This window comes from Mesorhizobium dulcispinae (genome assembly GCF_033977345.1).
GTDB classification, from domain to species: domain Bacteria; phylum Pseudomonadota; class Alphaproteobacteria; order Rhizobiales; family Rhizobiaceae; genus Mesorhizobium; species Mesorhizobium dulcispinae.
The window spans coordinates 88,039-113,165 of record NZ_JAVIIY010000011.1; the positions used below are offsets into that span (position 1 = coordinate 88,039).

Sequence of the window (25,127 nt, forward strand, 5' to 3'; positions counted from 1 at the left end):
TCCGTCCGGAATTGCGTATGAAAAAGTTAAGCGCCTCAGCTCAGGCCGAGCACGTCCCGCATTGAGTAGAGACCCGGCTTCTTGCCGCGCGCCCAAAGCGCCGCCTTCACGGCGCCGCGGGCGAAGATCGCCCGGTCCTCGGCCTGGTGGGCAAGCGTGATGCGCTCGCCGGTGCCGGCCAGGATCACGCTGTGCTCGCCGACCACCGAGCCGCCGCGCAGCGTCGCGAAGCCGATCGTGCCGGTCTTGCGCACGCCGGTGTGGCCGTCGCGCACCCGCGCGCTGTTGTCCTTGAGCGCGATCTCCCGGCCCTTCGCCGCCGCTTCGCCGAGCAGCAGCGCCGTGCCGGACGGCGCGTCGACCTTGTGCTTGTGGTGCATTTCCAGGATCTCGATGTCGAAATCCTCCGCATCCAGCGCGCGCGCCGCCTGCTCCACCAGCACCGCCAGCAGATTGACGCCGAGGCTCATATTGCCGGATTTGACGATTGTCGCATGGCGCGCCGCCGCCGCGATCTTCGCGTCGTCGTCGGCCGTACAGCCGGTGGTGCCGATGACGTGCACGATGCGCGCCTGCGCGGCATAGCCGGCGAATTCGACGCTCGCCTTGGGTGCCGTGAAATCCAGAACGCCGTCGGCCTTGGCGAAGGCCGGCAGCGGGTCGTCGACGATCGGCACATTGATGATGCCGATGCCGGCGAGTTCGCCAGCATCCTTGCCGAGATGCGGCGAGTCCCGCCGCTCGACAGCGCCGGCAACGCGCGCGCCGGGCATGGAGTGGATGGCGCGGATCAGCGTCTGTCCCATCCGGCCGGCGGCACCGACCACCACCAGGCCCATATCGCCCGTTTCGCTCATGCGTTTCTCCCGACGGCCTTTTTCGCGCTCGTGCGCGGCAGCGAAGTTTGGATTGGCTTGGCGTCATCGACAAGCCCCAGTCCCTTCTTGCCCTGCACCCTGTGGAAGCGGGCGTAGACGCTGTGCGGATCGGCCATCAGCGAGGCATGCGTGCCTTCCTCGACCAGCCTGCCTTCTTCCAGCACGATGATGTGGTCGGCATTGACCACGGTCGACAGCCGGTGCGCGATGACGATGGTGGTGCGCCCTTGCATGACATGGGTCAGCGCTTCCTGGACGCGCGCCTCCGCCTCGTTGTCGAGCGCTGAGGTCGCTTCGTCGAGCAAAAGGATCGGCGCCTGGCGCACGATGGCGCGGGCGATCGAGACGCGCTGGCGCTGGCCGCCCGACAGCGTCACGCCGTTCTCGCCGACCGGCGTGTCGTAGCCCTGCGGCTGCAGGCGGATGAAGTCGTCGGCGGCCGCCTGTCTCGCCGCCTGCTCGATCTCGGCATCGGTGGCGGAAAGCCGGCCGTAGCGGATGTTGTCGCGGATCGTGCCTTCGAACAGATAGGGCGCTTGCGAGACATAGGCGATCGAGCCGCGCAGCGACTGCTTGGTCACCTTGGCAATGTCCTGGTCGTCGACTGTGATGCTGCCGCAGTCGACGTCGTAGAAGCGCTGCAGCAGTGCCACCAGCGTAGACTTGCCCGCGCCCGACGCGCCGACGATCGCGGTCACCTTGCCGGCGGCGGCGGTGAAGCTCAGGTTCCTGAGCACCGGCATGTCGGCGGAATAACCGAACGAGACGTTGTTGAAGCGCACCTCGCCGCTGGTGATCTTCGCCTCGACGGCATCGGGCGCGTCCTCCTGCTGCGGTTCGAGGTCGAGCAGCTCGTAGATCATGCGGGCGTTGACGAGGGCCCGCTCCATGCCGACCTGCATGCGCGCCAGTCGCCTCGCCGGATCGTAGGCGAGGATCAGCGCGGTGATGAAGGAGAAGACCGCGCCCGGAGGCTGCCCGAGAACCAGCGCGCGATAACCGGAATAGGCGATGACGGCGGTGACGGCGAGACCGGCCAGCATGTCGGAAATCGGCGACAGCCGTTCCGAGACGCGGGCGATCTTATTGCTGCGTTGCTCCGCCGTGTCGGCCATGTCGTCGATGCGCCGCGCCAGCTCTCCCTCCATGGTGAAGGCCTTGACGATGGCGATGCCTTGCGTGGCCTCCTGGATGGCGCCGATCAGCCGGGAATTGATCAGCACGGATTCCCGGTTGATCTGCCGCACGCGACGGGTGATGTAGACAACGGCCCAGATCAGCGGCGGTCCGATCAGCAGCGAGCTCAGCGACAGGACCGGGTCCTGGTAGATCATCAGGCCGACGAGACCGACCAGCGTGACCGCGTCGCGGGTGATCGACGTCAGGGTCAGGGACAGCAGGTCGCGAATGCCGCCGACATTCTCGTTGACCTGCGCCGCCAGCCGGCCCGAACGCGTGTCGGTGAAGAAGCTGACGCCGAGCTTCATCAGATGGTCGAAGATGCGCTTCTGGTAGCGCGCCACCAGATTGTTGCCGATCTTGGCCAGCGCCACGGCCTGGCCGTAGCCGGCGAAGCCGCGCAGCAGAAAGGCTCCCATGAAGCCGGCGCAGATCCACACGATCGCGTCGCCGCGCCGTTCGTAGAAGATCTGGTTGACCATCGGCGCCATGACCCAGGCCGAGAACGCCGTCGTGCCCGAAACGATCAGCGAGCAGGCGATGACGACGACATAGGACCAGCGATGGTCATGGCCGTTCTCAGCGAGAATACGGCGCAGCACCGCATTGACCTCTCCGGGCCGGGCTTTTTGCTTGCTTGGGGTGTCGAGTGTCAAATCGGGAGCGCTTCGTGGTTCTCGCAGGACGGGGCAGCTTTTTCGGCACCCCTCTTACCGTCCCGGCTACGGCTTGCCTATGGCGAAACTTCGTCGCGGCTTCGGGGAAGCGGCGAAGGATGTCTTTAATTCCAGAGGCTGGCGCCAGGCACCCCCCTCTGGCCTGCCGGCCATCTCCCCCTCAAGGGGGGAGATTGGCAGCCTGAGCGCTTCGCTCAATCCTGCGACGTTGGCGATTGGCGAAAGCCGCGGTGACGTCCGATCTCCCCCCTTCAGGGGGGAGATGTCCGGCAGGACAGAGGGGGTGCTTGGCACAGGCCTTTCAGACAGGGTCCCAGAGTCTCTGCGACGGAACTCCGCCCTGGGCTGGACCGCTGCCAGCCTCACGTCCTCCAGTGCCGTCCCGCGGTCTGCACGCCGAACAGCGATGGGGTCCTGGCATAGGCGGCGAGACCAAGCAACGCCGCCAGCGGGTGGGTGATGACATAGACCGGCATCGCGCGCATCAGCGCGCTGTGCGGCGCCTTGTCCTCGAACGCGGCGCGGAAATTGCCGGCTTTCAGCGCCGGCACGATTTTTTGCGCGATGCCGCCGGTCAGGAACACGCCGCCGCGGCTCATGAACACCAGCGCCAGGTCGCCGGCGGTGCGGCCGAGGCAGGTGACGAAGAGTTCCAGTGCTTCCTGCGTCACCGGATCGGATTTGGCGAGCGCAGCCGCGGTGATCTCGGCCGGCGTGGTGAAAGGCGCCGCCTTTGCATCGGCCTTGGCCACGGCGCGATAGAGGTTGACCAGCCCGCGGCCGCACAGGATCTGCTCGCCGGAGATGCGGCCCTCGAGCTTCTCGATATGCGGGAACACTTCGAAGTCGCGCGGCGTGCGCGGGCCGATATCCATATGCCCGCCCTCGCCCGGCACCGGTATCCAGTGGCGAAGCGCGTAGATCAGCCCGGCGACGCCGAGCCCGGTTCCGGGGCCGAGCACGACCCGCCCGGCGCTCGGCTCCGGCGTGCCGCCGCCGATCTTTTCCATATGCTCTTCGCCGAGCGCCACCACCGCCAGCGCCTGCGCCTCGAAATCGTTGAGCACCACGATCTCGCTCAGGCCCAGATTGGCAAACATCTGGTGCGGCTTGACCACCCAGGGGCAGTTGGTCAACCGGATCTCGTCGCCGTCGACCGGCCCGGCCACCGCCAGCACCGCCGAATGCGGCTGGATCGACGAGCGGTCGAGCACCGCCGCCTGGATAGCCTCGTCGATGGTCCTGAAATTGGCCGTCTGGACGATCTGCGGCTCGGTCGCTTCCGAATTGGCGTCGAGCACGATCGAGAAGCGCGCATTGGTGCCGCCGATGTCGCCGATCAGGACCGGGAACCGCAACGCTGTATCGTCTTCGCCTGCCATGCTCTTCGTTCGTCCCGTTCCGGCCGCCTGCCGTTTGTCTGTTCGTTGAACTAGCGCATGGGCCTGCAAAGGGAAAGCGGCTTCGGCTTCGGTCGCGGGGCAATCGTTTCAGGTTTGAATTCCGTCCTCGGTCTTGCCTTTCAGCGTTTGCGTCGCCAGCCTCGGAAATTGATCATTTACGGCTGTTGCCCGGAAGCAGGGCGACTGCCTCAGTTCCCCGGCCTTGGGCGCGGCACTGGAATGCCGATTTTGGGCGTCGGAGCAAAAGCGCTTGCCGCTGCGGGAAGCACGGCGTTGCTGTCGGAGATCGTCTCGGCCGGCTCGGCCGGTTCGGCCACTGCAACCGCCGCCCCGCCGCCGCCTTGATAAGTAACGGCCGCCAGCGACGGCGCGTCCGGCGCGGCGAGCACCGCCTGGCACTCTCTCGGCAAGTTGGCCATCGTCATCAGGTCGCGGGCCTTCGGCGCGTCCGGGTTCTTGTTCGGGCGCCAGGGCTCCTCGGTGAACCACCAGGCCAGCGGCTTGCCGCAGCCGTCGTCGCCGGGCGTCGCCTCCTGCGCCTTGCAGCCGGGTGAGCCCGGTTGGCAGCCGATGCGCATGTGGAAATGATAGTCGTGGCCCCAGAACGGGCGGATCTTGCGCAGCCAGGACCGGTCGCCGCTGACCGTGTCGCAAAGCTTCTTCTTGATGCCCGGATTGACCAGGATGCGCTCGACCTCCGGATAGCTCGCCGCGCGCTTCAGAAGCCGCGTATGCGCCGGCGTCCACAGCGCGTCCTTCACCAGATGCGTCTTCCCATTGACCATCAGCGTGGCGCTCATAGTCTCGCGCTCGGCAAACGTCAGCGGACGCCTCGGCATCGGCGTCAGCCAGATGTCGGCATCGAGGCCGATCTGGTGCGAAGCGTGGCCGGTCATCATCGGGCCGCCGCGCGGCTGCGAGACGTCGCCCACCAGAAGCCCTGGCCAGCCATCCGCCTGGGCGTCGCGCGCGAGCTTCTCGATCAGCGCGATCATCGCCGGATGGCCCCAGCGGCGGTTGCGCGAGGGGCGCATCACTTCCCAGGCCGGTCCGTCCATCGGCAAGGCGACGCCGCCGGTGAAGCAGCCTTTGGAGTAGAAGCCGAAGGATTGCGCCGGCGCCACCGGCGGCAGCGTCTTGGCGCCGAACAGGTCTTTCGCGCGGGGTTCGGCCGAGATCGCGGCCGCGGCAAGCGCGGCCAAGGTCACAAGCGCAAGCGCGGCGGTCAGGAACGGCTTCCTGTCGGGCAGCGATCGCAACGTCATCAGGTCGGGTCCCCTCTCCAGTGGCGCGACGCAATCTCGGCGGCATGCTAAAGCATGTCTCCCGAAAGTGGGAACCGGTTTCGGGACAAAGACATGCACAAAATCAAAACCTAAAGCGCATGGAGCGAATCTGAAAGATTCGCGACGCGCTTTAGGCGCGAATCATATCATGTCGTGCGCGTCGCTTCGATCACGAGCGTTTCATCGGACTGCGCGGCTCTCCGTCCCGCCAGTTGCCGTCGGCCCACATCCGCTCCAGCGCCACCCGATAGTTCGGGAAACGAAAGCTGTAGCCGGCCGCTTTGATCGCCGCGTTGGCGACGCGCTTGTTCTCGCCATAGAAGGAACGCGCCATGGGCGAAAGTTGGGCGGTCTCGAAAGGAATTTCGGGCGGCGCCTCGACGCCCTTCAGCCCGGCGGCATAGGCAACGACGTCCTGCGGCGGGGCCGGCTCGTCGTCGGTGACATTGAAGATGCCGCCGAGATTCCTGTCGGCCAGGTGCCACAGCGCGCCGGCAATGTCGTCGCAATGGATGCGGTTGAAGACCTGATCCTTCTTGACCAGTCGCCGCGCCGTGCCGTCCTCGATGTTGGCCAGCGCGTTACGTCCCGGACCGTAAATGCCGGAAAGCCGCAGGATCGCCACCGGCTTTCCGATCTCCTGGCCGAGTTTCAGCCAGTCCTGTTCGGCTGCCACGCGCATCACCGAGCGCTTCGACACCGGGCGGCAGTCGGCGCTCTCATCCACCCAGGCGCCGCCATGGTCGCCATAGACGCCGACGGTCGAGAGATAGCCGATCCATTTGAGCGCCGGCATGTTGACCCGGATCGTCTCGCCGGCGGCGTTGAGCACCGGATCGCCGGATTCCTCCGGCGCGACCGAGACGATGAGATGCGTGGTTTGCCGAAGGGCATCGCTGATCTGCGGCGTCAGCGAACCGTCGAAGCGCAGCGGCCCGATGCCTGCTTGCTTCAACGCCTCGAACTTTTCCGGCGAACGTGTCGTGCCCAGGATCGGCGCGCCCTGCGCATTGTCCCGGGCAAAGGCCTTGCCGGAATAGCCGGCGCCGAAGATGAAGAAGCGTTTTTCGCCCATCAATGAACCTCTGCAGAGTTTCGCAGCGCCGACAGCCATTCGTCGCGCACGGTTGCGTCGCCTTCGGTCTCCAAGGCCAAGGTGGCGAGCTCCGCAAAATCGCGTCGCGGGATCAGTTGCGATAGCGCCCATACTGCCGCACCCCGCACCAGCGGCGATGGATCTTCGAGCAGGCCGCGCACGATCGGCGTCAGCGAAGCATCGCCGGAATTGCCGGCGGCGATCAGAACGTTGCGGACAAAGCGGTCGCGGCCGGTTCGCTTGATCGGCGAGCCGGAGAAGAGTGCGCGGAATGCGGCGTCGTCGAGCCGCAAAAGCTCCGACAGCGCCGGCTCGCGCAGGTCGTTGCGCGCGGCAAGCTTGGCCTCGGAGGCGACGCTGGCGAACTTGTTCCACGGACAGACGGCGAGGCAATCGTCGCAGCCATAGATGCGGTTGCCGATCTTCTCGCGGAATTCGAGCGGGATCGGCCCCTTGTTCTCGATGGTCAGGTAGGAGATGCAGCGCCGCGCGTCGAGCCGATAGGGCGCCGGGAAAGCATCGGTCGGGCAGATGTCGAGGCAGGCGCGGCAGGAGCCGCAATGATCGATTTCCGCCTTGTCCGGCTCAAGCTCGGCCGTCGTGAAGATGGTGCCGAGGAACAGCCAGGAGCCATGCGCGCGGCTGACCAGATTGGTGTGCTTGCCTTGCCAGCCGAGCCCCGCGGCTTCCGCCAGCGGTTTCTCCATCACCGGCGCCGTATCGACGAAGACCTTCACGTCGCCCCCGGCGCGCGCGACGATCTTGCCGGCGATTTCCTTCAGCCGGCCCTTCATCACGTCGTGATAGTCGCGGTTTTGCGCATAGACCGAGATCGCGCCGCGATCGCGCTTGCCGAGGATTTCGCGCGGATCGCGGTCAGGACCATAATTCATTGCCAGAACGATGATCGAGCGGACCTCCGGCCACAATGTCGAGGGCTCGCCGCGGCGTTCGATCGTCTCGGCGATCCAGTCCATCGAGCCGTGAAAGCCGTCGGCGACGAATTCGGCGAGCCGTGCGGGCGCCAGCGGGATCGCATCCGGCCTGGTCACCGCGATCGCCTCGAAGCCGGCGCGGCGCGCCTCCGCGTCGATCAGCGCGCGCAGCTTTGTCTTGTCAAAAGTCGAGGTCCGCATAGTGCGATACCGGCGACAGGCCGCGTACCCGGTCGGTGAGCAGTGGCCGGAACGACGGCCGTGATTTGACGCGAGTATACCATTCGCGCGCGGCGGCATGTTCGCGCCAGTCGATCTCGCCGAGATAGTCGAGCACCGAAAGCGTCGCCGCCGCGGCGAGGTCGGCATAAGTCACCTTGTTGCCGGCCAGCCAATGGCGCGTGCCGGCCAGCCAGTTGGTGTATTTCATGTGCTGGCGGATGTTGGCCCGCGCGGCGCGGATCGCCGCCGAATCGGGCGAACCGCCGCCCGCCGTCTCCGGCATGACGGGCTTCAGCACGCGCTCGCGCACCAGATGGCGGGTGACCTCGCTTTCGGCCTTGCTGAGATACCAGTCGGTCAGCCGGCGGATTTCGGAGCGCTGCATCGGGTCTTCGGCGAACAGCCGCTTGTCGCGCTTCAGCACGCCTCGCGTCTCGTCGAGATATTCGGCGATCACCATGGCGCCGACGATCGGCACGTCGCCTTCGGCAAGCAGGATCGGCAGCGTGCCGGCCGGGTTCAGCGCCAGAAACTCCTTGCGCCGCGTCCAGGGCTTCTCCTCGATCAGCGCCAGCTCCTCGCCATACTCGCCGAAGGCGAGGCGGACGAACCGGCAGGTGGCGAACATCGGGTGATGGAAAAGCGTCAGCATGGTTCCGCGATGATAGGGCGCACTGGCGAATCGGTGTCAGCGCCGGTAAGTCTTGGCGGCCCGTCATGCGGCCGTCACGGTGTTGCGACCTATAGGGGGACTTCCGCGCCGTGACAAGCAAGCCGTTGTCTCCAGTCGTCCCCGAAATCCTGAGGTTGCCATGGAAAGCCAGACCATCGTCGAAGCGCTGCTGCTTGGGCTGCTGGAGGGCCTGACCGAGTTCATACCGGTGTCCTCGACCGGCCATATCCTGCTCGCCGGCCATTTCCTCGGCTTCCATTCCACCGGCAAGGCCTTCGAGATCCTGATCCAACTCGGTGCGATCCTGGCGATTCTCAGCGTCTATTTCCGCCGCCTCTGGAAGATGCTGCTCGAGCTGCCCTATGACCGGCTGACCCGGCATTTCGTCATCGGCATCCTGATCGCCTTCCTGCCGGCGGCGGTCATCGGCGCGCTGGCGCATGACTTCATCAAGACCTTCCTGTTCGAATCGCCGCGGCTGATCTGCATCATGCTGATCATCGGCGGCGTCGTGCTGCTCGCGGTCGACCGCATGAATTTGAAGCCGGTCTACCATGACGTCGAGCGCTTCCCGACCAGGCTCTATCTGCAGATCGGCCTCTTCCAGTGCCTGTCGCTGATCCCCGGCACCTCGCGTTCCGGCTCGACCATCGTCGGCGCGCTGCTTTTGGGCGTCGACAAGCGCGCGGCGGCCGAGTTCTCCTTCTTCCTGGCGATGCCGACCATGGTCGGCGCCTTCGCCTTCGACCTCTTCAAGAACCGCAACGTGCTGACCTCGGACGACCTGCCGATCATCGCCATCGGCTTCATCGCTGCCTTCGTCACTGCGCTGTTCGTGGTGCGCTTCCTGCTCGATTTCGTCTCGCGCAAGGGCTACTCGCTGTTCGGCTGGTGGCGGCTTGTGGTCGGCGGGCTCGGCCTGGTGGCGCTGATGATCTGGGGGTGAAACTGCTGGTTGTGGCGCTCGCTGAAACCACGTAATATTGGCGTATGACAACCTATGACGATTTGGATGGCATCATAGGCGCCTGGGTCAAAGCCACAGGCTCAACCCTTTTCACCGAGTGGGCAGGCCAGCCGGCGAGATTTTTCCATATTGGCGGCACTCGTTCATTCGAGTGCTTCCAAATTTCCATTGGGCTTCCAGACTCCGACGAGGTTGCCGTGCGCGCATGGGCAATCGACACTTACGACGACTCGGAGATGGAAATGGATCGGACCTGGAACGGGCGGGTTTCAGAATTGAACGAGATGCTGGGGACTGCCGTGGCGACCGTTCAGGACTGGAAGGCTCGCTGGGACAATGTCCACTAGGCACCGTTGCATCCTAGCTTCTCCCATAAAACGCATTTTCGACATGCACCGGCCAGCGCCAGGGCAGCACCGCCACCATGTCGAAGCGCACGGATAGCCTGCCATAGTCGGGCTGGCGCGACAGCCAGAGATCGGCCGCACCCTCGATGCGCCGTTCCGACGCGTGGGCGATCGCTTCCATCGCCTCGATCAGCGTTCGCCGCGCCTTGACCTCGACGAACAGGATGAGGTCGCCGCGCCTGGCGATCAGGTCGATCTCGCCGAGCTTCGTGCGATGGCGGCGCGCAAGGATGCGGTAGCCTTTCAGCATCAGCGCCAGCGCCGCCAGCCATTCGCCGCGATGGCCGCGCCGATAGGCTTTTCGCCGATGACCGACAGTGCGCTCACCCACCGCTGGCTTCCTTCAATTCCAGCAGCCGGCGATAGAGCGCCTGTTTCTGGCCGCCGGTCATTTTCGCCGCTTCCGCCGCAGCCTTGGAGGCCGGCATCTCGGCAACCAGCGACAACAGCAGCCGGTCGATGTCGGCCGGCTGGTCCTCCTCCGCCTCTGGCGGGCCGACGCAGATGACGATTTCCCCCTTGGGCGTGTCGGCCGCCGCATAGTGGGCGGCGAGCTCGCTGAGCGTGCCCGTCCGCATCTCCTCGAACGCCTTGGTCAGCTCGCGGCCGATCGCGGCCTTGCGCGCGCCGCCCAGCGTCTCGACCATGGCGGCAAGCGTCTCGGCCAGCCGGCGCGGCGATTCGTAGAAGATCAGCGTCGCCGGTACCTGCTTGAAGCTTTCGAGCTTGGTCAGCCGCTGGCCCGCCTTGGCAGGCAGGAAACCCGCGAACAGGAAGGCGTCCGACGGCAGTCCGGATGCGGTCAGCGCGGCGAGCGCTGCGGACGGTCCGGGTACTGGCACGACACGAATGCCGCGATCCAGCGCCTCGCCGACCAGCCGGTAGCCTGGATCGGAGATCAGCGGCGTGCCGGCGTCGGAGATCAGCGCCACGCTCTGCCCGGCCGACAGCGCCTCGATCAGCTTCGGGCCGGCCTCTTGGGCATTGTGCTCGTGGTAGGCTGTGGTGCGGCGGCGGATGCCGTAGCGTTCGAGCAGCACGCGCGAGACACGCGTGTCCTCGCAGGCGACGATGTCGGCGCTGGCCAGCGTCTCCAGCGCGCGCAGCGTGATGTCGGCAAGATTGCCGATCGGCGTCGCCACCAGATAGAGCGCCGGCGCGAGCGGTCGCGCCGGAATCTCGGTCTGGCCGATCACATAACTGAGTTTGTCGCCGGTCAAGAATAACCCTCCGTTCACTCTGTTTGGCACGGCGCACGCTTGGTTGCAAAACGTGAAGTCGACGCGAGCAGATCGCCATGCCTTTGCCACAGTGAGGAAAGAAACCGTGGCCGGTCGATTTAATCCCTGATTCCCCGGAGGAGGCAGGACCGGACGATGCCCAATCGCTTCGACATCTTTATCAGCCGACTTGAAAGCAAAATCGCCCGCGAGGGCATTCCCCCACATCCGATCGCCGCCCAGCAAGGCGTCCGCCGCGACAAGGCCGACAACAAGCCGGTCCGTAACGGGGAGGCGCATGCGGAAAAGAACCGCGGCAAGCACCGCCAGAAGCACGACGCTTGAGCGTCGCATACGAGCGCTGACCGCTCTCGCTTCGTCATCCTAGGGCGGAGCAAGGAGCGAAGCGACGCGGCGCAGACCCTAGGATCCATGCCGTTACATTGATGTACCACCAGCAGCGCAGAATTCTGCTCTGCTGCACCCTACGGCTGAGGTCACGGCATGGATCCTCGGGTCAAGCCCGAGGATGACGAAGGTGCTGTCCTACCTGGCCAAATCCGCGACCACCGCGTCGAGCACGATCATGCCGGCGGTGGTGGCGCGGAGCCGGGCGTTGCCGACCGGCGCCACGAGCCCTTCTTCCTGCAGCACCGAAAGCCTTGCGGTCGAGAGGCCACGGCCAGCGAGCGTTTCGTAGCGCGCGAGGTCGATGCCTTCGGCAAGCCGCAGCCCCATTAGCAAAAACTCGTCGGCCTCTTCCGAGCGCGTCAGCACTTCGCCGCCTGTGACGCCGTGGCCCTTGGCCTCGACCAGGTTGGCCCAGGTCTCCGGCATTTTTTCCGCGACGGTCACCGTGCGGCGGCCGTTCTCGACGAAGCGGCCATGCGCGCCCGGCCCGACGCCGACATATTCGCCGTAGCGCCAATAGGTCAGATTGTGCCGGCTTTCGGCGCCTGGCCGCGCGTGGTTGGAAATCTCATAGGCCGGCAGGCCATGCGCCGTGGTCACTTCCTGTGTCAGCGCGTAAAGGTCGGCGGCGTGGTCGTTGTCGGGAAGGATAAACTTCCGCGCCGCATGCAGCGCATGGAAGGGCGTGCCCTCCTCGATGGTGAGCTGGTAGAGCGAGAGATGGTCGGCGGCGTGACCGATCGCTTCTTCGAGCTCCGAAGCCCAAGCCTCAGGCGTCTGGCCGGGCCGCGCGTAGATGAGATCGAAGGAGAGCCGCGGAAAAATCTCGCGCGCGAGGCCGATGGCATGCAGCGCCTCCTCGACATTGTGCAGCCGGCCGAGAAAGCGCAGGTCCCTGTCGTTCAGCGCCTGCACGCCGAGCGAGACGCGGTTGACGCCGGCGGCGCGATAGCCACGAAAACGCTCGGCCTCGACCGAGGAGGGGTTGGCCTCCAGCGTCACCTCGATGCCGGCGGGCACCGCCCAGTTCTTCGCCACCGCCTCCAGCACCGCCGCGACGGTTTCCGGCTTCATCAGCGACGGCGTGCCGCCGCCGAGGAAGATGCTGGTCACCTCGCGCGGGCCGGTGCGCGCGCGCATGGTCGCCAGCTCCGTCTCGAAGGCGCGCGCAAAACGCTCCTGGTCGACCGGCTGGTGGCGGACATGGCTGTTGAAGTCGCAGTAAGGGCATTTGGCCGCGCAGAACGGCCAATGGATATAGACGCCGAAGCCGGGGCTGCGGTCGAGCGGCATGGTTTGGCCGGTCCCGATCATTTTGACCCGAGCCGTGCCGGATCCAGCCGCGCCAAATCCAATCGGGCCAAATCCAGGCGCGCTTGCGCGAACTTCTGGAAGGCGCGGGCGCGGTGCGACAGCGCCGTCGCCTGGCCTGGCTTCCAACCGTGCTTTTGCTCGGCACTCATCTCGCCGAACGTCTTGTCGAAACCGTTGGGCAGGAATACCGGATCGTAGCCGAAGCCGAGTGTGCCGCGCGGCGGCCACACCAGCGTGCCTTCGGCCTCGCCTCGATAATATTCGGCCTCGCCGTCGGGAAAAGCGAGGCAGATGACGGCGACGAAGCGCCCGGTGCGTTGCGCCGGCTCGGTCGCGCCGACCTCCTGAAGCGCCACCTCGGTGCGCTGCATGGCCATGCCGAAATCGCGTGCGCCGTCCGGCGTCTCGGCCCAGTTGGCGGTGTAGACGCCGGGCGCGCCGTCAAGCGCGTCGACGCAGAGGCCTGAATCGTCCGACAGCGCCGGCAGGCCGGTCGCCTTGGCGGCGGCGTATGCCTTGATATAGGCGTTCTCCTCGAAGGTCGTGCCGGTCTCGTCGGGTTCCGGCAGGCCGTAGTCCTTGGCCGATTTCGCCTCGAAGCCGAACGGCGCCATCAGGTCGGCGAATTCGCGCAGCTTGCCGGCGTTGTGGCTGGCAACGACGATTTTTTGTCCGTTCAAGGAATGCATCAGAGGCCCCAGATCCTTGGCTCGGCGAACTCGATCGAATTGCCCGACGGGTCGCGGATATAGATCGAATGGCCGCCCTGCGGCCATTCGAAATCGCTTTCGATGGCGACGTTCTTGGCCGCGAGGTGCCTGCGCCATTCGGCGATTTCGTCGGCGCTCGCCGTGAAGCAGAGATGGCCCTCGCCGACCGTGCCGTGCGGCGGCACTTTCAGCCTGGCATCGGGCGCCGGCGGGATTTTGGTGGCCTCGGCATTGAAGAGAAGCAGCACGCCGTTGCCGCAGCGGAAGAAGACGTGGCGGCCTTCGACCTTGCCCAGCGGGTCCAGGCCGAGGATGTCGGAGTAGAATTGTTCGGCAGCCTGCAAGTCGGTGACGTAGAGCGCTGATTCCAGAATTGCCGAAGGAGTCACGAGGCACCTCCCTCTGGCCTGCCGGCCATCTCCCCCGCAAGGGGGGAGATTGGCAGCTTTGCCGTTGCCGCCCACTCTGCAACGTCGGAAATTGGCGAAGACGACCGATACAGCCGATCTCCCCCCTTGCGGGGGAGATGCCCGGCAGGGCAGAGGGGGGTGCGAAGGATCGCCAGCCTCATCAATAACCTACGCCACCGCCATCTGCTGCAAGCTCACCAGGCGCTGGATCCCCTTCTTGGCCAGCACCATCAGCGCCGAAAACTGCTCCTCGGAAAAGGGCTCGCCCTCGGCAGTGCCCTGGATCTCGACGATGCCGCCCTTGCCGGTCATGACGAAATTGGCGTCGGTGCCGGCCGAGGAATCCTCCAGATAGTCGAGATCGATGACCGGCTGGCCGTCATGGATGCCGCAGGAGATCGCGGCGACATGGTCCTTCAGCACCTTGGAGACGCTGGCCATCTGGCGCGCTTCCATCCAGCGCAGGCAGTCGTAGAGCGCCACCCAGCCGCCGGTGATCGAGGCGGTGCGGGTGCCGCCATCGGCCTGGATGACGTCGCAGTCGACGGTGATCTGCTGTTCGCCCAGCGCCTGCAGGTCGACCACGGCGCGCAAGGAGCGGCCGATCAGCCGCTGGATCTCCAGCGTGCGGCCGCCCTGCTTGCCGGCGGAGGCCTCGCGCCGCATGCGCTCGCCGGTCGAACGCGGCAGCATGCCATATTCGGCCGTCACCCAGCCCTTGCCCGAATTGCGCATCCAGGCCGGCACTTTTTCCTCCAGGCTCGCGGTGCACAACACATGCGTGTCGCCGAACTTCACCAGGCACGAGCCTTCGGCATGCTTGGAGACGCCGCGCTCGAAGGAGATGGCGCGCATTTCGTCGGGCTGGCGTTTGGAGGGGCGCATTCGGCCTTCTTTCCTATGGTTTTTGGAATCGTGGCCGGCTTGTAGCCGCCTGCGGCGCATGGCGCAAAGGAAAACGGGTCACAAAAAGGAAGCGCAAGGGAAAACGAGCCGGGTTGCGCCAGGACGGCCGAAGTCTATATCCTTGAATTGGAGGTTTCTGGCTGGAATGAACAAGGCAGTCGATCCCGCATCGCAGCCGCCCGTACTTCAATCGCTCGACATGCGTTCGCGCGACATTTTCCGGCGGATCGTCGATTCCTATCTGCGCGACGGCGAGCCGGTCGGCTCGCGCAGCCTGTCGCGCATCCTGCCCTCGTCGCTGTCGCCGGCCACCATCCGCAACGTGATGAGCGACCTCGAGCATCTCGGCCTCATCTATGCCCCGCACATCTCGGCCGGCCGCCTGCCGACCCAGATCGGGCTGCGTTTCTTCGTCGATGCCTTCATGGAGCTCGGCGATCTCTCTGACGAGGAGCGCCGCGTCATCGAGGCGCAGGTGCGCGCCTCGGGCTCCGGCGCGACGCTGGAACATATGCTGACCGAGGCCAGTCAGATGCTGTCGGGAATGTCGCGCGGCGCCGGCCTGGTGCTCGCCGCCAAGAACGAGGTGGCGCTGAAGCACATCGAGTTCATCCAGCTCGAACCCACCAAGGCGCTTGCCGTGCTCGTGTCGCAGGGCGGCGATGTCGAGAACCGGGTGGTCGACCTGCCGGCCGGCATCACCGTTTCGCAGCTGCACGAGGCCTCGAACTTCCTCAACGCCCATATCCGCGGCCGAACGCTCGCCGAGGCCCGCATCGAGATCGCCCGCATCAAGGACGAGACCAGGGCGGCCCTCGACACGCTCTCGCAGGACCTTGTCGAGAAGGGCCTCGCGGTCTGGGCCGGGGCTGAAAGCGGCCTGCCGGCGCGCCTCATCGTGCGCGGCCGCGCCAACCTTCTGGAAAACGTCACCGCCCAGGCCGATCTCGAATTGCTGCGCCATCTGTTCGAGGACCTGGAAACGCAGGACGGGCTGCTGCAGCTTCTCGACCTCGCCGAGCAAGGTTCCGGCGTGCGCATCTTCATCGGCTCGGAGAACAAGCTGTTCTCGCTGTCGGGCTCCTCGCTCGTGGTCGCGCCCTATCGCGACAAGGACGCGCGCGTCATCGGCGCGCTCGGCGTCATCGGCCCGACGCGGTTGAACTATGCCCGTATCGTGCCAATGGTCGACTATACGGCCCAATTGATTTCGCGCATGCTGAGCTGAGCGGGAGCGGGCGGGGATCGCCGCAAGGAGGGTGGAAATGGCGCTGGAATCGTTCAAGGCCCAGATCAGCCTGCTGTTCGAGGAGATGGTGAACCAGCCCAAGGACGAGCACGAAGTGCAGGAGCAGCTGCGCGAGAAGCTCAGGGAAATGCGCGCCATGGGCCTGCCGCTGCCGGCCGATCTGGTCGCGCTGGAAAAGCAGCTCGACGACGATCTCGACGTCGAAGAGAGCTGATCTGCCGGCAGTTTCCGTCAAATCTGCGTGCCTGCGCTTCTCTTTTGGGACGCCTGCCCGATATCTGCTGTCTGGTTGCACCGATCGTGACTAATGCATGTCGCGCAAAAGTGTGCAGCGGTTTTGTGAAAACGACATGCATAAAAACAAAGACCTAAAGCGCGTCGCCTGAATCCGTTTCTGCGCGACGCGCTTTAGGCGCGTCGGCCGTTGATGGAGAACAGCATGATACGGATCACCGGCCTCGCGGCCCTTGCCCTTCTCCTGGCCTCCGGCGCTTTCGCGCAGCAGGCCGGCCAGCCTTTGCTCACCGGCGAAAAGGCCTTTGGCGACTGGAAGGCCGACCGGCCCGGCCTGCGACGTCTGATCAAGCCGGACGATCTCCCGAAGCCGAATGTCGCTGAATCCGCGTCGAATGGCGGCGGTGTCGCCGATCGTCCCGAGGATGCGAAGCCGATCCTCCCGCCGGGCTTTTCGGCCGAGCTGGTCGCGTCAGGCATCGACAGCCCGCGCGTCGTGCGCGTGGCGCCGAACGGCGATCTCTTCGTCGCCGACAGCAGGGCCAATCAGATCCGCGTCTATCGCCTCGCCGAGGGCAGTGCGAAGCCCGCCGAGAAATCGGTCTTCGCCAAAGGCCTCACCCGGCCCTACGGCATCGCCTTCTATCCGCCGGGCGACAAGCCGCAATGGGTCTATGTCGCCAACAGCAACAGCATCGTTCGCTTTGCCTATCGCGACGGCGACCTCGAGGCTTCCGGCAGGCCCGAAACGATCGTCTCGGATATCCCGTCGAGCCACCACTGGACGCGGGACATCGCGTTTTCGCCCGACGGCAGGACGCTCTATCTGTCGGTCGGCTCGGGCTCCAATACCGCCGAGGATATGGGCGCCAGGCCGAAGGGCGGTGTCGAGGAATGGGCGAGGTCGGAGCCGCTCGGCGCCACCTGGGGCGCGGAGGAAGGCCGCGCCGACGTGCTCGCTTTCGATCCCGATGGCAAGAACCGCAGGATGGTCGCCACCGGCCTGCGCAACTGTTCTGGCATGACCGTGCAGCCGGCGACCGGCGGGCTCTGGTGCGTCGTCAACGAGCGCGACGAGCTCGGCGACAACGTGCCTTTCGAATATGCCACCACTGTCAAGGACGGCGCCTTCTACGGCTGGCCCTGGTACTATATCGGCGACAACGAGGATCCGGGCCACAAGGGCGCGCGGCCCGACCTCGCCGGCAAGGTCACGGTGCCGGACGTGCTGATCCAGGCGCATTCGGCGCCGCTCAATATCGCTTTCTATGAGGGCGGCAACTTCCCGGCCGCCTACAAGGGCGATGCCTTCGTCACCTTGCACGGCTCATGGAACCGCAATGTCCGCACCGGCTACAAGGTGGTGCGGCTGAGATTCAAGGACGGCAAGCCGACCGGCGAGTATGAGGATTTCGCCACCGGCTTCGTCATTGCCGACGACGCGGTCTGGGGCCGGCCGGTGGGCGTGGCGGTGGCGAAGGACGGCGCGCTGATCGTGACCGAAGACGGCAACGGCACCATCTGGCGTGTGACTTACGGCGACGGCCGGTCCTGAAGCGGCGCTGGTGCAACGGAATCCTTCCGCAAGGGAATTAACGCCGTCCCGACTTGATGGTAAGAGGCGCCGCTCTGGATCCCGGTTGCGGGATCGCGCTAGGTCTCGAACCATGACACTCACAGGATTTCTCGGCTACAGCGCCGCCCTTGGCGTCGCCGCCGCCATTCCGGGGCCCGGCGTGACGGCGCTTGTCGCCCGCGCGCTCGGGTCCGGCTTCCGTTCGTCGCTGGCGATGTCGTTCGGCCTCATGCTCGGCGACATCACCTATCTCACCGCCGTGGTGCTCGGTCTCGCCTTCGTCGCGCAGACCTTCGGCATGGTGTTCCTTGCGATCAAATGGGCGGGCGTCGCCTATCTCGCTTTCCTTGCCTGGCGCTTCTGGACCAGCGGCATCTCACCCGAAACCGTCGAGGCCCGCAAAGGCAAGGGTGGTCTGGTGTCCAGCTTCATCGCCGGGTTGACGGTGACGCTCGGCAATCCGAAGACGATGATCTTCTATCTCGCCATCACGCCGACCATCGTCGATCTGAAGACGATCACGCCGGCCGACTACGGCATCCTGGTGGCGCTCACCGTCATTGTGCTCTTCGTCGTGCTGGTGCCCTATCTGGCGCTGGCCGCCAAGGCGCGCTGGTTCCTGAAATCGCCGCGCGCGCTGAAAGTTCTGAACCGCACCGCCGCCGGCTTCATGATGGGGGCGGCCGCCGCGATCGCCGCACGCCAATAGGCTCCGATCTCAACCGGCCCCGGATTTCAGCCAAGCCATCCGAAAACGGGTCGATCCGGAAAATGCATTTCCGGCATGGGGTGGTTTTCAGCAACCGCCCCACTCGGATATTTTCGGCTGGCAGCCTATCTTGCGCGGCTGAAAGCACTATTCTGTCTGCCTATGCATTGCCTTGGGAGCGAAACCAATGAACAAGCCCGTCACCTCCGCGCGCGTCCCCGGCCGCGGCCGCATCTTCAACTCGATCACCGAGACGATTGGAGACACGCCGCTGGTGCGGCTGGATAAGTTCGCGAAGGAAAAGGGCATCGTCGCCAACGTTCTGGCCAAGCTCGAATTCTTCAACCCGATCGCCTCGGTCAAGGACCGCATCGGCGTCGCCATGATCGAGGCGCTGGAAGAGGCGGGCAAGATTTCGCCCGGCAAGACCACCCTGATCGAGCCGACCTCCGGCAACACCGGCATTGCGCTGGCCTTCGCCGCCGCCGCCAAGGGCTACAAGCTGATACTCACCATGCCGGAGACCATGTCGGTCGAGCGGCGCAAGATGCTGGCGCTGCTCGGCGCCGAGCTGGTGCTCACCGAAGGGCCGAAGGGCATGAAGGGCGCCATCGCCAAGGCCGACGAGCTTGCCGCCACTCTGCCCAACGCCATCATCCCGCAACAGTTCGAGAACCCGGCCAATCCGGAGATCCACCGCCGCACCACGGCCGAGGAGATCTGGAACGACACCAATGGCGAGGTCGACATCTTCGTCGCCGGCATCGGCACCGGCGGCACCATCACCGGCGTCGGCCAGGTGCTGAAGAAGCGCAAGCCCTCGCTGCATGTCGTGGCGGTCGAGCCGGAGGCCTCGCCGGTGCTCTCAGGCGGCCAGCCCGGCCCGCACAAGATCCAGGGCATCGGCGCCGGCTTCGCGCCAAAAATCCTCGACACCTCGATCTATGACGAGATCGTCAGGGTCTCGAACGAGGATTCGGTCGCCAATGCGCGACTCGTCGCCCGTCTTGAAGGCGTGCCGGTCGGCATCTCGTCGGGCGCGGCGCTCCAGGCGGCGATCGTTGTCGGCTCGCGGCCGGAGAACAAAGGCAAGAACCTCGTCGTCGTCATCCCGTCCTTCGCCGAGCGCTATCTCTCGACGATACTCTTCGACGGGCTGGGGGCGTAGGTCGCCGATGGAAAATATGGGATCGTAGCGATCCTTCGCGCCCCCCTCTGCCCTACCGGGCATCTCCCCCACAAGGGGGGAGATCGGCCGCCACATCGGCTTTCGCCAATCGTCAACGTTGCAGAATCGGCTGGACGCCGAAACCGCTAATCTCCCCCCTTGTGGGGGAGATGTCCGGCAGGACAGAGGGGGGCGCTGTCCCGCCGGCGTTGCCGGACGCGAAACGCCTGAAAAACTCCGCCGGTTGCTCACCTCAGTTCCGCACGAGCTTCCCCCGTTCGGCCTGCAGGAAACGGCGCAAGGCCGGATCGCGCTCGAGGCCGATGGCCCGGTCGTACGCTTCGGCGGCCTCGGCGGTCCTGTCGAGCCTGACCAACAGCTCGGCCCGAGCCGCCCAATAGGGCTGGTACTCGGCAAGCCGCTTGTCGGCGCCGACCCCGTCGAGCGCGGCAAGGCCCTCAACCGCCCCCTCAGCTCCGGCGATCGCCACGGCGCGGTTGATCGCCACCACCGGCGAGCCGGCGATCGCCATCAGCGCGTCGTAAAGCTGGCGGATCGCGGCCCAGTCGGTGCGGCCGCTCCGCCGACGCGCCGTATGCGCCGACTGCACCGCAGCCTCCAATTGGTAGCGGCCGATGATTCCCTTGGCCGCGGCGCGCCTGAGCAGCGCTTCCGCCTCGTCGATCAGCGTGTCGTCCCAGAGCGCGATGTCCTGCTCTGCCAGCGGCACGAAGTCACCGTCAGGGCTGCGCCGCGCCGCGCGCCGGGCCTCGGCGAAAAGCATCAGCGCCAGAAGCCCGAGCGTTTCCGGTTCGTCCGGGATCAGCGACGCGACCAGCCGGCCGAGCCAGATACCTTCCGTGGCCAGGTTGCGCCGCCTGGTCTCGGTGCCGGCTGGGTCCGACCAGCCCTCGGCAAAGGTGGCGTAGATCGCTTCCAGCACGGCGCCGAGCCGCTCGCCGAGCTCGGCCCGCTCCGGCACGCGGAAAGGGATGCCGGCCTCGCGGATGCGGTTCTTGGCGCGCACGAGCCGCTGGCCCATCGTCGCCGGCGAGACCAGGAAGGCCGAGGCTATCGTCGCCGCGTCGAAGCCCAGCACGGTCTGCAGGATCAGTGGCGCGCGCACGCCGGGTTCGATCGCCGGATGGGCGCAGGCGAACATCAGCCTCAGCCGCTCGTCAGGCAACTCGTCATTCGTCATGCGCGCCTCCGCCTCCTCGGCAATCAGCTGCAGGTGGCCGCGCGCCGCCTCGCCGGTCAGCCGCCGCCGCACGGCGTCGACGTCGCGCCGGCGCGCCACCGCGAGCAGCCAGGCTTCCGGTTTTTCGGGCACGCCGCTCTTCGGCCAGCGCTCAAGTGCTGCGGCGAACGCGTCTGCCAACGCATCCTCGGCGCCGGCGACGTCGCGCATGCGGGCCGCGAGATAAGCGACCAGCTTGCCGTAGCTCTGCCGGGCGGCCGCCTCGGCCGCCGCCCGCGCCATCTCCGGGCGATTGTCCGTCACGGGATCGCGTCTAGGACAGGTAGTCGGTCATTTCCCAGATCGGCCGCACCTCCACCGTGCCGGTGCTGGCTGCCGGGCAACGCGCGCCCCATTCCATGGCCGTGTCGATGTCGGTCGCCTCGATCATGTAAAAGCCGGCAAGCTGTTCCTTGGTGTCGGCATAGGGGCCGTCGAGCACATTGGTCTTGCCGTTGGCGAGCCGTATCGAGGTGGCCGCCTGGGTCGGGCGCAGCCTTTCGCCGGCGAGGTACGCGCCGGATTTCTTCAAGGCTTCGGTATAGGCGCCATAAGCCGCGAGGGTCTGCTCGGTCTTGTCGCGCGGCGCATTCGCCATTGCGGCTTCGTCATTGTAGATCAAAAGCATGTATCGCATCGTCTTCTCCGTTTTCTCGAAGGCCGCGTCGTCGCGGGCCGACCTATGTCGTGCGGCCACAGCCGATTTCGACAGACGCCGCGAAAATCTTTCGCCCGACACCGACAAGACACTGTAGGGTCGCGGGCAGCAAGGTGTGGTGGCCATACCGAGAACCCACTAGTGTTCGCGCTTCAGTTTCCTACCGTCAAGGAATGAACGATGTCACAGGTTCAGGCGCGCGCCGTGGAAATGATGTCCCAGCACGGGTTCCTGGGCGTCCCCGTCGAGACGTTCGAGGATGCCGGTCGCAGGCAATTTGTGGCGCTGCTGGGTCAAGGCCTTTGCCCGGAGTCGAGGGTTCTTGATATCGGCTGCGGTTGCCTGCGCACCGCCTACTGGCTGGTCCGCTTCCTGGATCCCAATTGTTACCATGGCATCGAACCGGCCCGCGCCCGGGTCGAGTATGGGCTCGAATACCTGTTCACGCCGCAATTGCTGGCGCAGAAGCAGCCGCGTTTCGATTTCAATCCACGTTTCGATTCCTCTATGTTCCGCACTAGGTTCGATTACTTCCTGGCGGGGTCGATCTGGACCCATGCGAGCAAATGGCAGATTGAAGCGACGCTCGATTCCTTCGTTCGAGATTCGACCCCGACCGGCGTTTTCCTCCCCTCTTACCTTCCGGCTTCCAACCCGGATGAAGACTATCGGGGCGACCATTGGGTCGGAACCAGCCACGAATCCGACACGCCTGGTGTGATCCGGCATTCGCTTTCCTGGATCGAGGAGCAATGCCGGAAACGCGGGCTCCGCGTGGAGGAGGTTCCTGGCGAGGCTTTTGACTCCCAATATTGGCTGCGGGTTACTCGCGCTTAGCCGGCCGGTGCGGTGGTTGCACTCCGGCCGGCTCTCATGATGGCGAGCCGGCGCAGAAGCCTCACCCCACCCCACATGACCGCCTAGCCGATCAGCCGCTGGCGCAGTTCGGCGGACGGGATTTCGCAACTGTCCTTCCTGCCGAACAGCGCATAACGGTTCCTGGCGACGCGGTCGTAGAGCCAGTCTCGCAGCGACCGCGGCAGGACGAGGAGCAGCCTTGCGGCGCGCCACGGCCAGCCCAACTCGGCCATGACGGCAACGAAACTGTCGAGCTTGGTGAAGGCGGCGCCATCTATGATGGCAAGGTTGGTTTCGTAATTGCCGGTCGGCAGGCCGTGCTCGCGAAACAGCGCCTCGCCGAATGGTGATTGCGCTGTGGCGAAGCGGAAGCGCTTTTTGCGATCGAGCCGGACGATCAGCTGGATGAAACCCGAGCAGAATACGCAGACGCCGTCGAAGACGATCAGCGGCTGGTCGGCGTCGTAAGCTTGGCTTGGGAGAAGAGGACGTTTCTGTTCGGGCAGGTCGGTCATGTCGGCCCCGGCTGCTTGTGCCCCTAGGCACTAACTAGGGGGGACACTAAGCCAGCCGGCGGCGGCGTCAAAGTCGCGGCGTTGTCGCACGCCTGCCGTCGGCGACGGCGGGGCGCTCGTCACGATAGGTCGTGGCGCGGTTGTCGGCGGCCGGCTTGCAAATCCGGCTGTTGTGGCGGCTGTCGGGCATGACGATCAGTTCGTGCCGATGCCGAGCGAGTTGCCGCGCCGCGCGCAGGCCGGACCCGGGCCGCGCATGTAGTAGCGCTCGGGCCGATAGGTCGGCGCGACGAATTCGCGGATGGCGGCGGCATAGCCGGCGATGTGGTTCCAGAAGTTCATTTTACCTGTCCCTGTCCCGTTTTCGGATGTCCCTTCCGAATTGTCCGAGAGCATAGCGTCGAGGCGTGAATAGTCGGTGAACGCGATGTTAATTTCTGGTCGAAACCTCGTTGCTTCGTGGCTGGATTGCGGCTGATTCGCGGTCTTTCGGTGCCTTTTGTCGCGTTTCCGGCTCGTGTGACTTTTGCATCACATATGTTTCGTCTGAATGTCGCTTGGGCGCGCTTCTGTTTCACGTTCGAGACGGTCTGCGAAATTTCCTTGCCCACCCGGAAAAGACCAGGAACCCGCCCTGAAGGGACACGTTGATCCTTCAGGCCGCGCGGATTGGCTCCGACGAAGGCGGCCGCGCCGCCGTTGAATTCCCCACTCCGCACAAGCAATGGAAGGCAAGAGCCATGGGTTTCTTTTCGAAAGACATCAAGACGCTGGACGACCTCTTCATCCACATGCTGCGCGACATCTATTATGCCGAGAAAAAGATCGAGCGGACGCTGCCGAAGATGATCGGCGAGGCGACCGATCCGCAGTTGAAGGCCAGCTTCACAAAACACCTCGAGCAGACCAGGGGCCATGTCGATCGGCTCGAGCAGGTGTTCGAGCTGCATGGCGTCAGGGCCAAGACGGTCAACTGCCCGGCCATCGACGGCATCCTCGAGGGGGCCGATGAGGTGAGCGGCGATATCGACGACAAGGAGGTTCTCGACGCCGCGCTGATCGCGTCCGCGCAGGCGGTCGAGCATTACGAGATGACGCGCTACGGCACGCTGATCGCCTGGGCCAAGCAGCTCGGCCGCAGCGACTGCGCCAACGTGCTGGCCAAGAACCTCAAGGAAGACCAGGCGACCGACCGCAAGCTCACCGAGATAGCGGAAAACAGGATCAACCTGCTGGCGGCCTGAGGGCCATGCCGCGACGGCAGGCGCCGGCTTGCCGGAACCCAAGCGAGCCCCCATCCGTTGCGATTGAGATCGCACCGCGCAGGAGTTTGCCATGGCACCGCGCCCCGCCTGGAAGGGCTATCTGAAACTGTCGCTGGTCACCTGCGCCATCGAATTGACCAATGTCGTGACCCATGCCGAGAAGGTCTCGTTCCGCATCCTCAACCGCAAGACCGGCAACACGGTCAAACGCATTTATGTCGACGCCGAGACCGGCAAGCCGCTGGAGGAAGGCGACGAGATCAAGGGCTACGAGGTGAGCGACGGCGACTTCGTCCATGTCGAGGAAGATGAGATCGAGGCGGTGCAGATCGAATCCTCGCACACGATGAGCCTCGACGGCTTCGTCGAGAAATCCTCGATCGAGCAGATCTATCTCGACACGCCCTACTATGTCTCGCCGGCGGACGAGGTGTCGGAAGAGGCTTTCGCCGTCATCCGCGACGCGATGGCGGCAAAGAAGATGGCCGGCCTCGCGCGCATCGTGCTCTACCAGCGCGAACGTCCTGTGGCGATCGAGCCGCTCGGCAAGGGCATGGTGCTGACGACGCTGCGCTACGACGACACGGTGCGCCAGCCCGACACGGTCTTCGACGACATCAAGGCAACCAAGACCGATGACGAGATGATCGATCTTGCCCAGCACATCATCGACAGCAAGAAGGCGAAGTTCGACCCCTCGAAGTTCGACGACCGCTACGAGGACGCGCTGCTCGAGCTGATCCGCGCCAAGAAGGCCGGCAAGAAGGCGCCCAAGGCCAAGGCGCCGGCGAAGCCGTCCAATGTCGTCAACCTGTTCGACGCGCTGAAGAAGAGCCTGAACGCGGAAGGCGGCGGGAAAGCCGGCAAATCTTCATCGAAAGGATCGGCGCGGACGAAGGCCAAGGCCTCCGCTACCGGTCGCAGCCGGCATGGAAGCCGCAAATCCGCATAGGAGCAGGAT

At 65.4% G+C, this 25,127-nt stretch carries 28 protein-coding genes; 11 read left to right on the plus strand and 17 right to left on the minus strand.

Annotation, left to right across the window (positions count from 1 at the left end):
• Positions 1–35 precede the first annotated feature (35 nt).
• The 7 genes from dapB to RFN30_RS22730 all read right to left on the minus strand — a co-directional run bounded on the left by dapB (position 36) and on the right by RFN30_RS22730 (position 8,328).
• A complete protein-coding gene (gene dapB, locus RFN30_RS22700) occupies positions 36–857 on the minus strand; it encodes a 4-hydroxy-tetrahydrodipicolinate reductase (RefSeq protein WP_320264323.1) in 822 nt (273 codons plus the stop codon).
• Positions 854–2,713 (minus strand): ABC transporter ATP-binding protein, encoded by a 1,860-nt coding sequence (locus RFN30_RS22705; RefSeq protein WP_320264324.1) that lies wholly within the window; start codon positions 2,711–2,713, stop codon positions 854–856. The genes dapB and RFN30_RS22705 overlap by 4 nt, the downstream gene beginning before the upstream one ends.
• A 383-nt stretch (positions 2,714–3,096) precedes the next feature.
• Positions 3,097–4,116, minus strand: coding sequence for a glucokinase (locus RFN30_RS22710; protein ID WP_320264325.1), 1,020 nt, complete (start codon positions 4,114–4,116; stop codon positions 3,097–3,099).
• 209 nt (positions 4,117–4,325) lie between these two features.
• The gene (gene mepA / locus RFN30_RS22715) at positions 4,326–5,402 is read right to left on the minus strand and encodes a penicillin-insensitive murein endopeptidase (protein ID WP_320264326.1); all 1,077 of its coding nucleotides are present in this window, start codon (positions 5,400–5,402) and stop codon (positions 4,326–4,328) included.
• 190 nt (positions 5,403–5,592) lie between these two features.
• Positions 5,593–6,498 (minus strand): SDR family oxidoreductase, encoded by a 906-nt coding sequence (locus RFN30_RS22720; RefSeq protein ID WP_320264327.1) that lies wholly within the window; start codon positions 6,496–6,498, stop codon positions 5,593–5,595.
• The gene (gene queG / locus RFN30_RS22725; protein ID WP_320264328.1) at positions 6,498–7,655 is read right to left on the minus strand and encodes a tRNA epoxyqueuosine(34) reductase QueG; all 1,158 of its coding nucleotides are present in this window, start codon (positions 7,653–7,655) and stop codon (positions 6,498–6,500) included. The genes RFN30_RS22720 and queG overlap by 1 nt, the downstream gene beginning before the upstream one ends.
• A complete protein-coding gene (locus RFN30_RS22730; protein WP_320264329.1) occupies positions 7,636–8,328 on the minus strand; it encodes a glutathione S-transferase family protein in 693 nt (230 codons plus the stop codon). Before RFN30_RS22730 ends, queG begins: the two co-directional genes overlap by 20 nt.
• A 160-nt stretch (positions 8,329–8,488) precedes the next feature.
• Here RFN30_RS22730 and RFN30_RS22735 point away from each other — a divergent pair, with 160 nt between their 5' ends.
• Together RFN30_RS22735 and RFN30_RS22740 are read left to right on the plus strand one after the other, a co-directional pair.
• On the plus strand, positions 8,489–9,295 hold the full coding sequence (locus tag RFN30_RS22735; RefSeq protein WP_320264330.1) for an undecaprenyl-diphosphate phosphatase: 807 nt from the start codon (positions 8,489–8,491) through the stop codon (positions 9,293–9,295).
• A gap of 44 nt (positions 9,296–9,339) precedes the next feature.
• Positions 9,340–9,663 (plus strand): hypothetical protein, encoded by a 324-nt coding sequence (locus RFN30_RS22740; RefSeq protein WP_320264331.1) that lies wholly within the window; start codon positions 9,340–9,342, stop codon positions 9,661–9,663.
• Between the two features lie 13 nt (positions 9,664–9,676).
• Here the strand turns inward: RFN30_RS22740 and RFN30_RS22745 are convergent, their stop codons facing one another.
• Positions 9,677–10,054 (minus strand): YraN family protein, encoded by a 378-nt coding sequence (locus RFN30_RS22745; RefSeq protein WP_320264332.1) that lies wholly within the window; start codon positions 10,052–10,054, stop codon positions 9,677–9,679.
• Complete coding sequence (gene rsmI / locus RFN30_RS22750) at positions 10,047–10,943, minus strand: 16S rRNA (cytidine(1402)-2'-O)-methyltransferase (protein WP_320264333.1); 897 nt, start codon at positions 10,941–10,943, stop codon at positions 10,047–10,049. Before rsmI ends, RFN30_RS22745 begins: the two co-directional genes overlap by 8 nt.
• A 156-nt stretch (positions 10,944–11,099) precedes the next feature.
• On the opposite strand from rsmI, the gene RFN30_RS22755 reads away from it, so the two are divergent.
• Positions 11,100–11,288 (plus strand): hypothetical protein, encoded by a 189-nt coding sequence (locus RFN30_RS22755; protein WP_320264334.1) that lies wholly within the window; start codon positions 11,100–11,102, stop codon positions 11,286–11,288.
• A gap of 201 nt (positions 11,289–11,489) precedes the next feature.
• Here RFN30_RS22755 and hemW read toward each other — a convergent pair whose 3' ends face one another.
• The 4 genes from hemW to rph form a co-directional block, all read right to left on the minus strand.
• Positions 11,490–12,668 carry a radical SAM family heme chaperone HemW gene (gene hemW, locus RFN30_RS22760; RefSeq protein WP_320264335.1) on the minus strand — a complete coding sequence of 393 codons (1,179 nt, stop codon included), beginning with the start codon at positions 12,666–12,668 and terminating at the stop codon, positions 11,490–11,492.
• Positions 12,665–13,357, minus strand: a complete 693-nt coding sequence (gene rdgB, locus RFN30_RS22765; protein WP_320264336.1) for an RdgB/HAM1 family non-canonical purine NTP pyrophosphatase — start codon at positions 13,355–13,357, stop codon at positions 12,665–12,667. The genes hemW and rdgB overlap by 4 nt, the downstream gene beginning before the upstream one ends.
• The gene (locus RFN30_RS22770) at positions 13,357–13,767 is read right to left on the minus strand and encodes a VOC family protein (protein WP_320264337.1); all 411 of its coding nucleotides are present in this window, start codon (positions 13,765–13,767) and stop codon (positions 13,357–13,359) included. The genes rdgB and RFN30_RS22770 overlap by 1 nt, the downstream gene beginning before the upstream one ends.
• 189 nt (positions 13,768–13,956) lie before the next feature.
• The gene (gene rph / locus RFN30_RS22775) at positions 13,957–14,673 is read right to left on the minus strand and encodes a ribonuclease PH (protein WP_320264338.1); all 717 of its coding nucleotides are present in this window, start codon (positions 14,671–14,673) and stop codon (positions 13,957–13,959) included.
• Between the two features lie 166 nt (positions 14,674–14,839).
• Between rph and hrcA the strand changes: the two genes are divergently transcribed.
• From hrcA to cysK, 5 genes are all read left to right on the plus strand, one after another.
• Positions 14,840–15,922 carry a heat-inducible transcriptional repressor HrcA gene (gene hrcA / locus RFN30_RS22780; protein WP_320264339.1) on the plus strand — a complete coding sequence of 361 codons (1,083 nt, stop codon included), beginning with the start codon at positions 14,840–14,842 and terminating at the stop codon, positions 15,920–15,922.
• A gap of 37 nt (positions 15,923–15,959) precedes the next feature.
• Positions 15,960–16,157, plus strand: a complete 198-nt coding sequence (locus tag RFN30_RS22785; protein ID WP_320264340.1) for a hypothetical protein — start codon at positions 15,960–15,962, stop codon at positions 16,155–16,157.
• A 225-nt stretch (positions 16,158–16,382) separates the two neighbouring features.
• The gene (locus RFN30_RS22790) at positions 16,383–17,732 is read left to right on the plus strand and encodes a PQQ-dependent sugar dehydrogenase (RefSeq protein ID WP_320264341.1); all 1,350 of its coding nucleotides are present in this window, start codon (positions 16,383–16,385) and stop codon (positions 17,730–17,732) included.
• 112 nt (positions 17,733–17,844) lie between these two features.
• Positions 17,845–18,462 carry a LysE family translocator gene (locus tag RFN30_RS22795; protein WP_320264342.1) on the plus strand — a complete coding sequence of 206 codons (618 nt, stop codon included), beginning with the start codon at positions 17,845–17,847 and terminating at the stop codon, positions 18,460–18,462.
• A gap of 187 nt (positions 18,463–18,649) precedes the next feature.
• Positions 18,650–19,630: a cysteine synthase A gene (gene cysK, locus RFN30_RS22800; protein ID WP_320264343.1), complete on the plus strand. Its 981-nt coding sequence runs from the start codon at positions 18,650–18,652 to the stop codon at positions 19,628–19,630.
• Positions 19,631–19,883: 253 nt separating this feature from the next.
• Here the strand turns inward: cysK and RFN30_RS22805 are convergent, their stop codons facing one another.
• Both RFN30_RS22805 and RFN30_RS22810 read right to left on the minus strand, forming a co-directional pair.
• On the minus strand, positions 19,884–21,113 hold the full coding sequence (locus RFN30_RS22805) for an RNA polymerase sigma factor (RefSeq protein WP_320264436.1): 1,230 nt from the start codon (positions 21,111–21,113) through the stop codon (positions 19,884–19,886).
• A 31-nt stretch (positions 21,114–21,144) separates the two neighbouring features.
• Complete coding sequence (locus RFN30_RS22810) at positions 21,145–21,507, minus strand: YciI family protein (protein ID WP_126091024.1); 363 nt, start codon at positions 21,505–21,507, stop codon at positions 21,145–21,147.
• 201 nt (positions 21,508–21,708) lie between these two features.
• Between RFN30_RS22810 and RFN30_RS22815 the strand changes: the two genes are divergently transcribed.
• Positions 21,709–22,365 carry a class I SAM-dependent methyltransferase gene (locus tag RFN30_RS22815; RefSeq protein WP_320264344.1) on the plus strand — a complete coding sequence of 219 codons (657 nt, stop codon included), beginning with the start codon at positions 21,709–21,711 and terminating at the stop codon, positions 22,363–22,365.
• Positions 22,366–22,448: 83 nt separating this feature from the next.
• On the opposite strand, the gene RFN30_RS22820 is transcribed toward RFN30_RS22815, so the two are convergent.
• Both RFN30_RS22820 and RFN30_RS22825 read right to left on the minus strand, forming a co-directional pair.
• The gene (locus tag RFN30_RS22820; RefSeq protein WP_320264345.1) at positions 22,449–22,901 is read right to left on the minus strand and encodes a thiol-disulfide oxidoreductase DCC family protein; all 453 of its coding nucleotides are present in this window, start codon (positions 22,899–22,901) and stop codon (positions 22,449–22,451) included.
• A 195-nt stretch (positions 22,902–23,096) separates the two neighbouring features.
• Complete coding sequence (locus RFN30_RS22825) at positions 23,097–23,243, minus strand: hypothetical protein (protein WP_127424987.1); 147 nt, start codon at positions 23,241–23,243, stop codon at positions 23,097–23,099.
• A 398-nt stretch (positions 23,244–23,641) separates the two neighbouring features.
• On the opposite strand from RFN30_RS22825, the gene RFN30_RS22830 reads away from it, so the two are divergent.
• Complete coding sequence (locus tag RFN30_RS22830) at positions 23,642–24,145, plus strand: YciE/YciF ferroxidase family protein (RefSeq protein ID WP_320264346.1); 504 nt, start codon at positions 23,642–23,644, stop codon at positions 24,143–24,145.
• A gap of 91 nt (positions 24,146–24,236) precedes the next feature.
• Positions 24,237–25,118, plus strand: a complete 882-nt coding sequence (gene ku / locus RFN30_RS22835; protein WP_320264347.1) for a non-homologous end joining protein Ku — start codon at positions 24,237–24,239, stop codon at positions 25,116–25,118.
• Positions 25,119–25,127 lie beyond the last annotated feature (9 nt).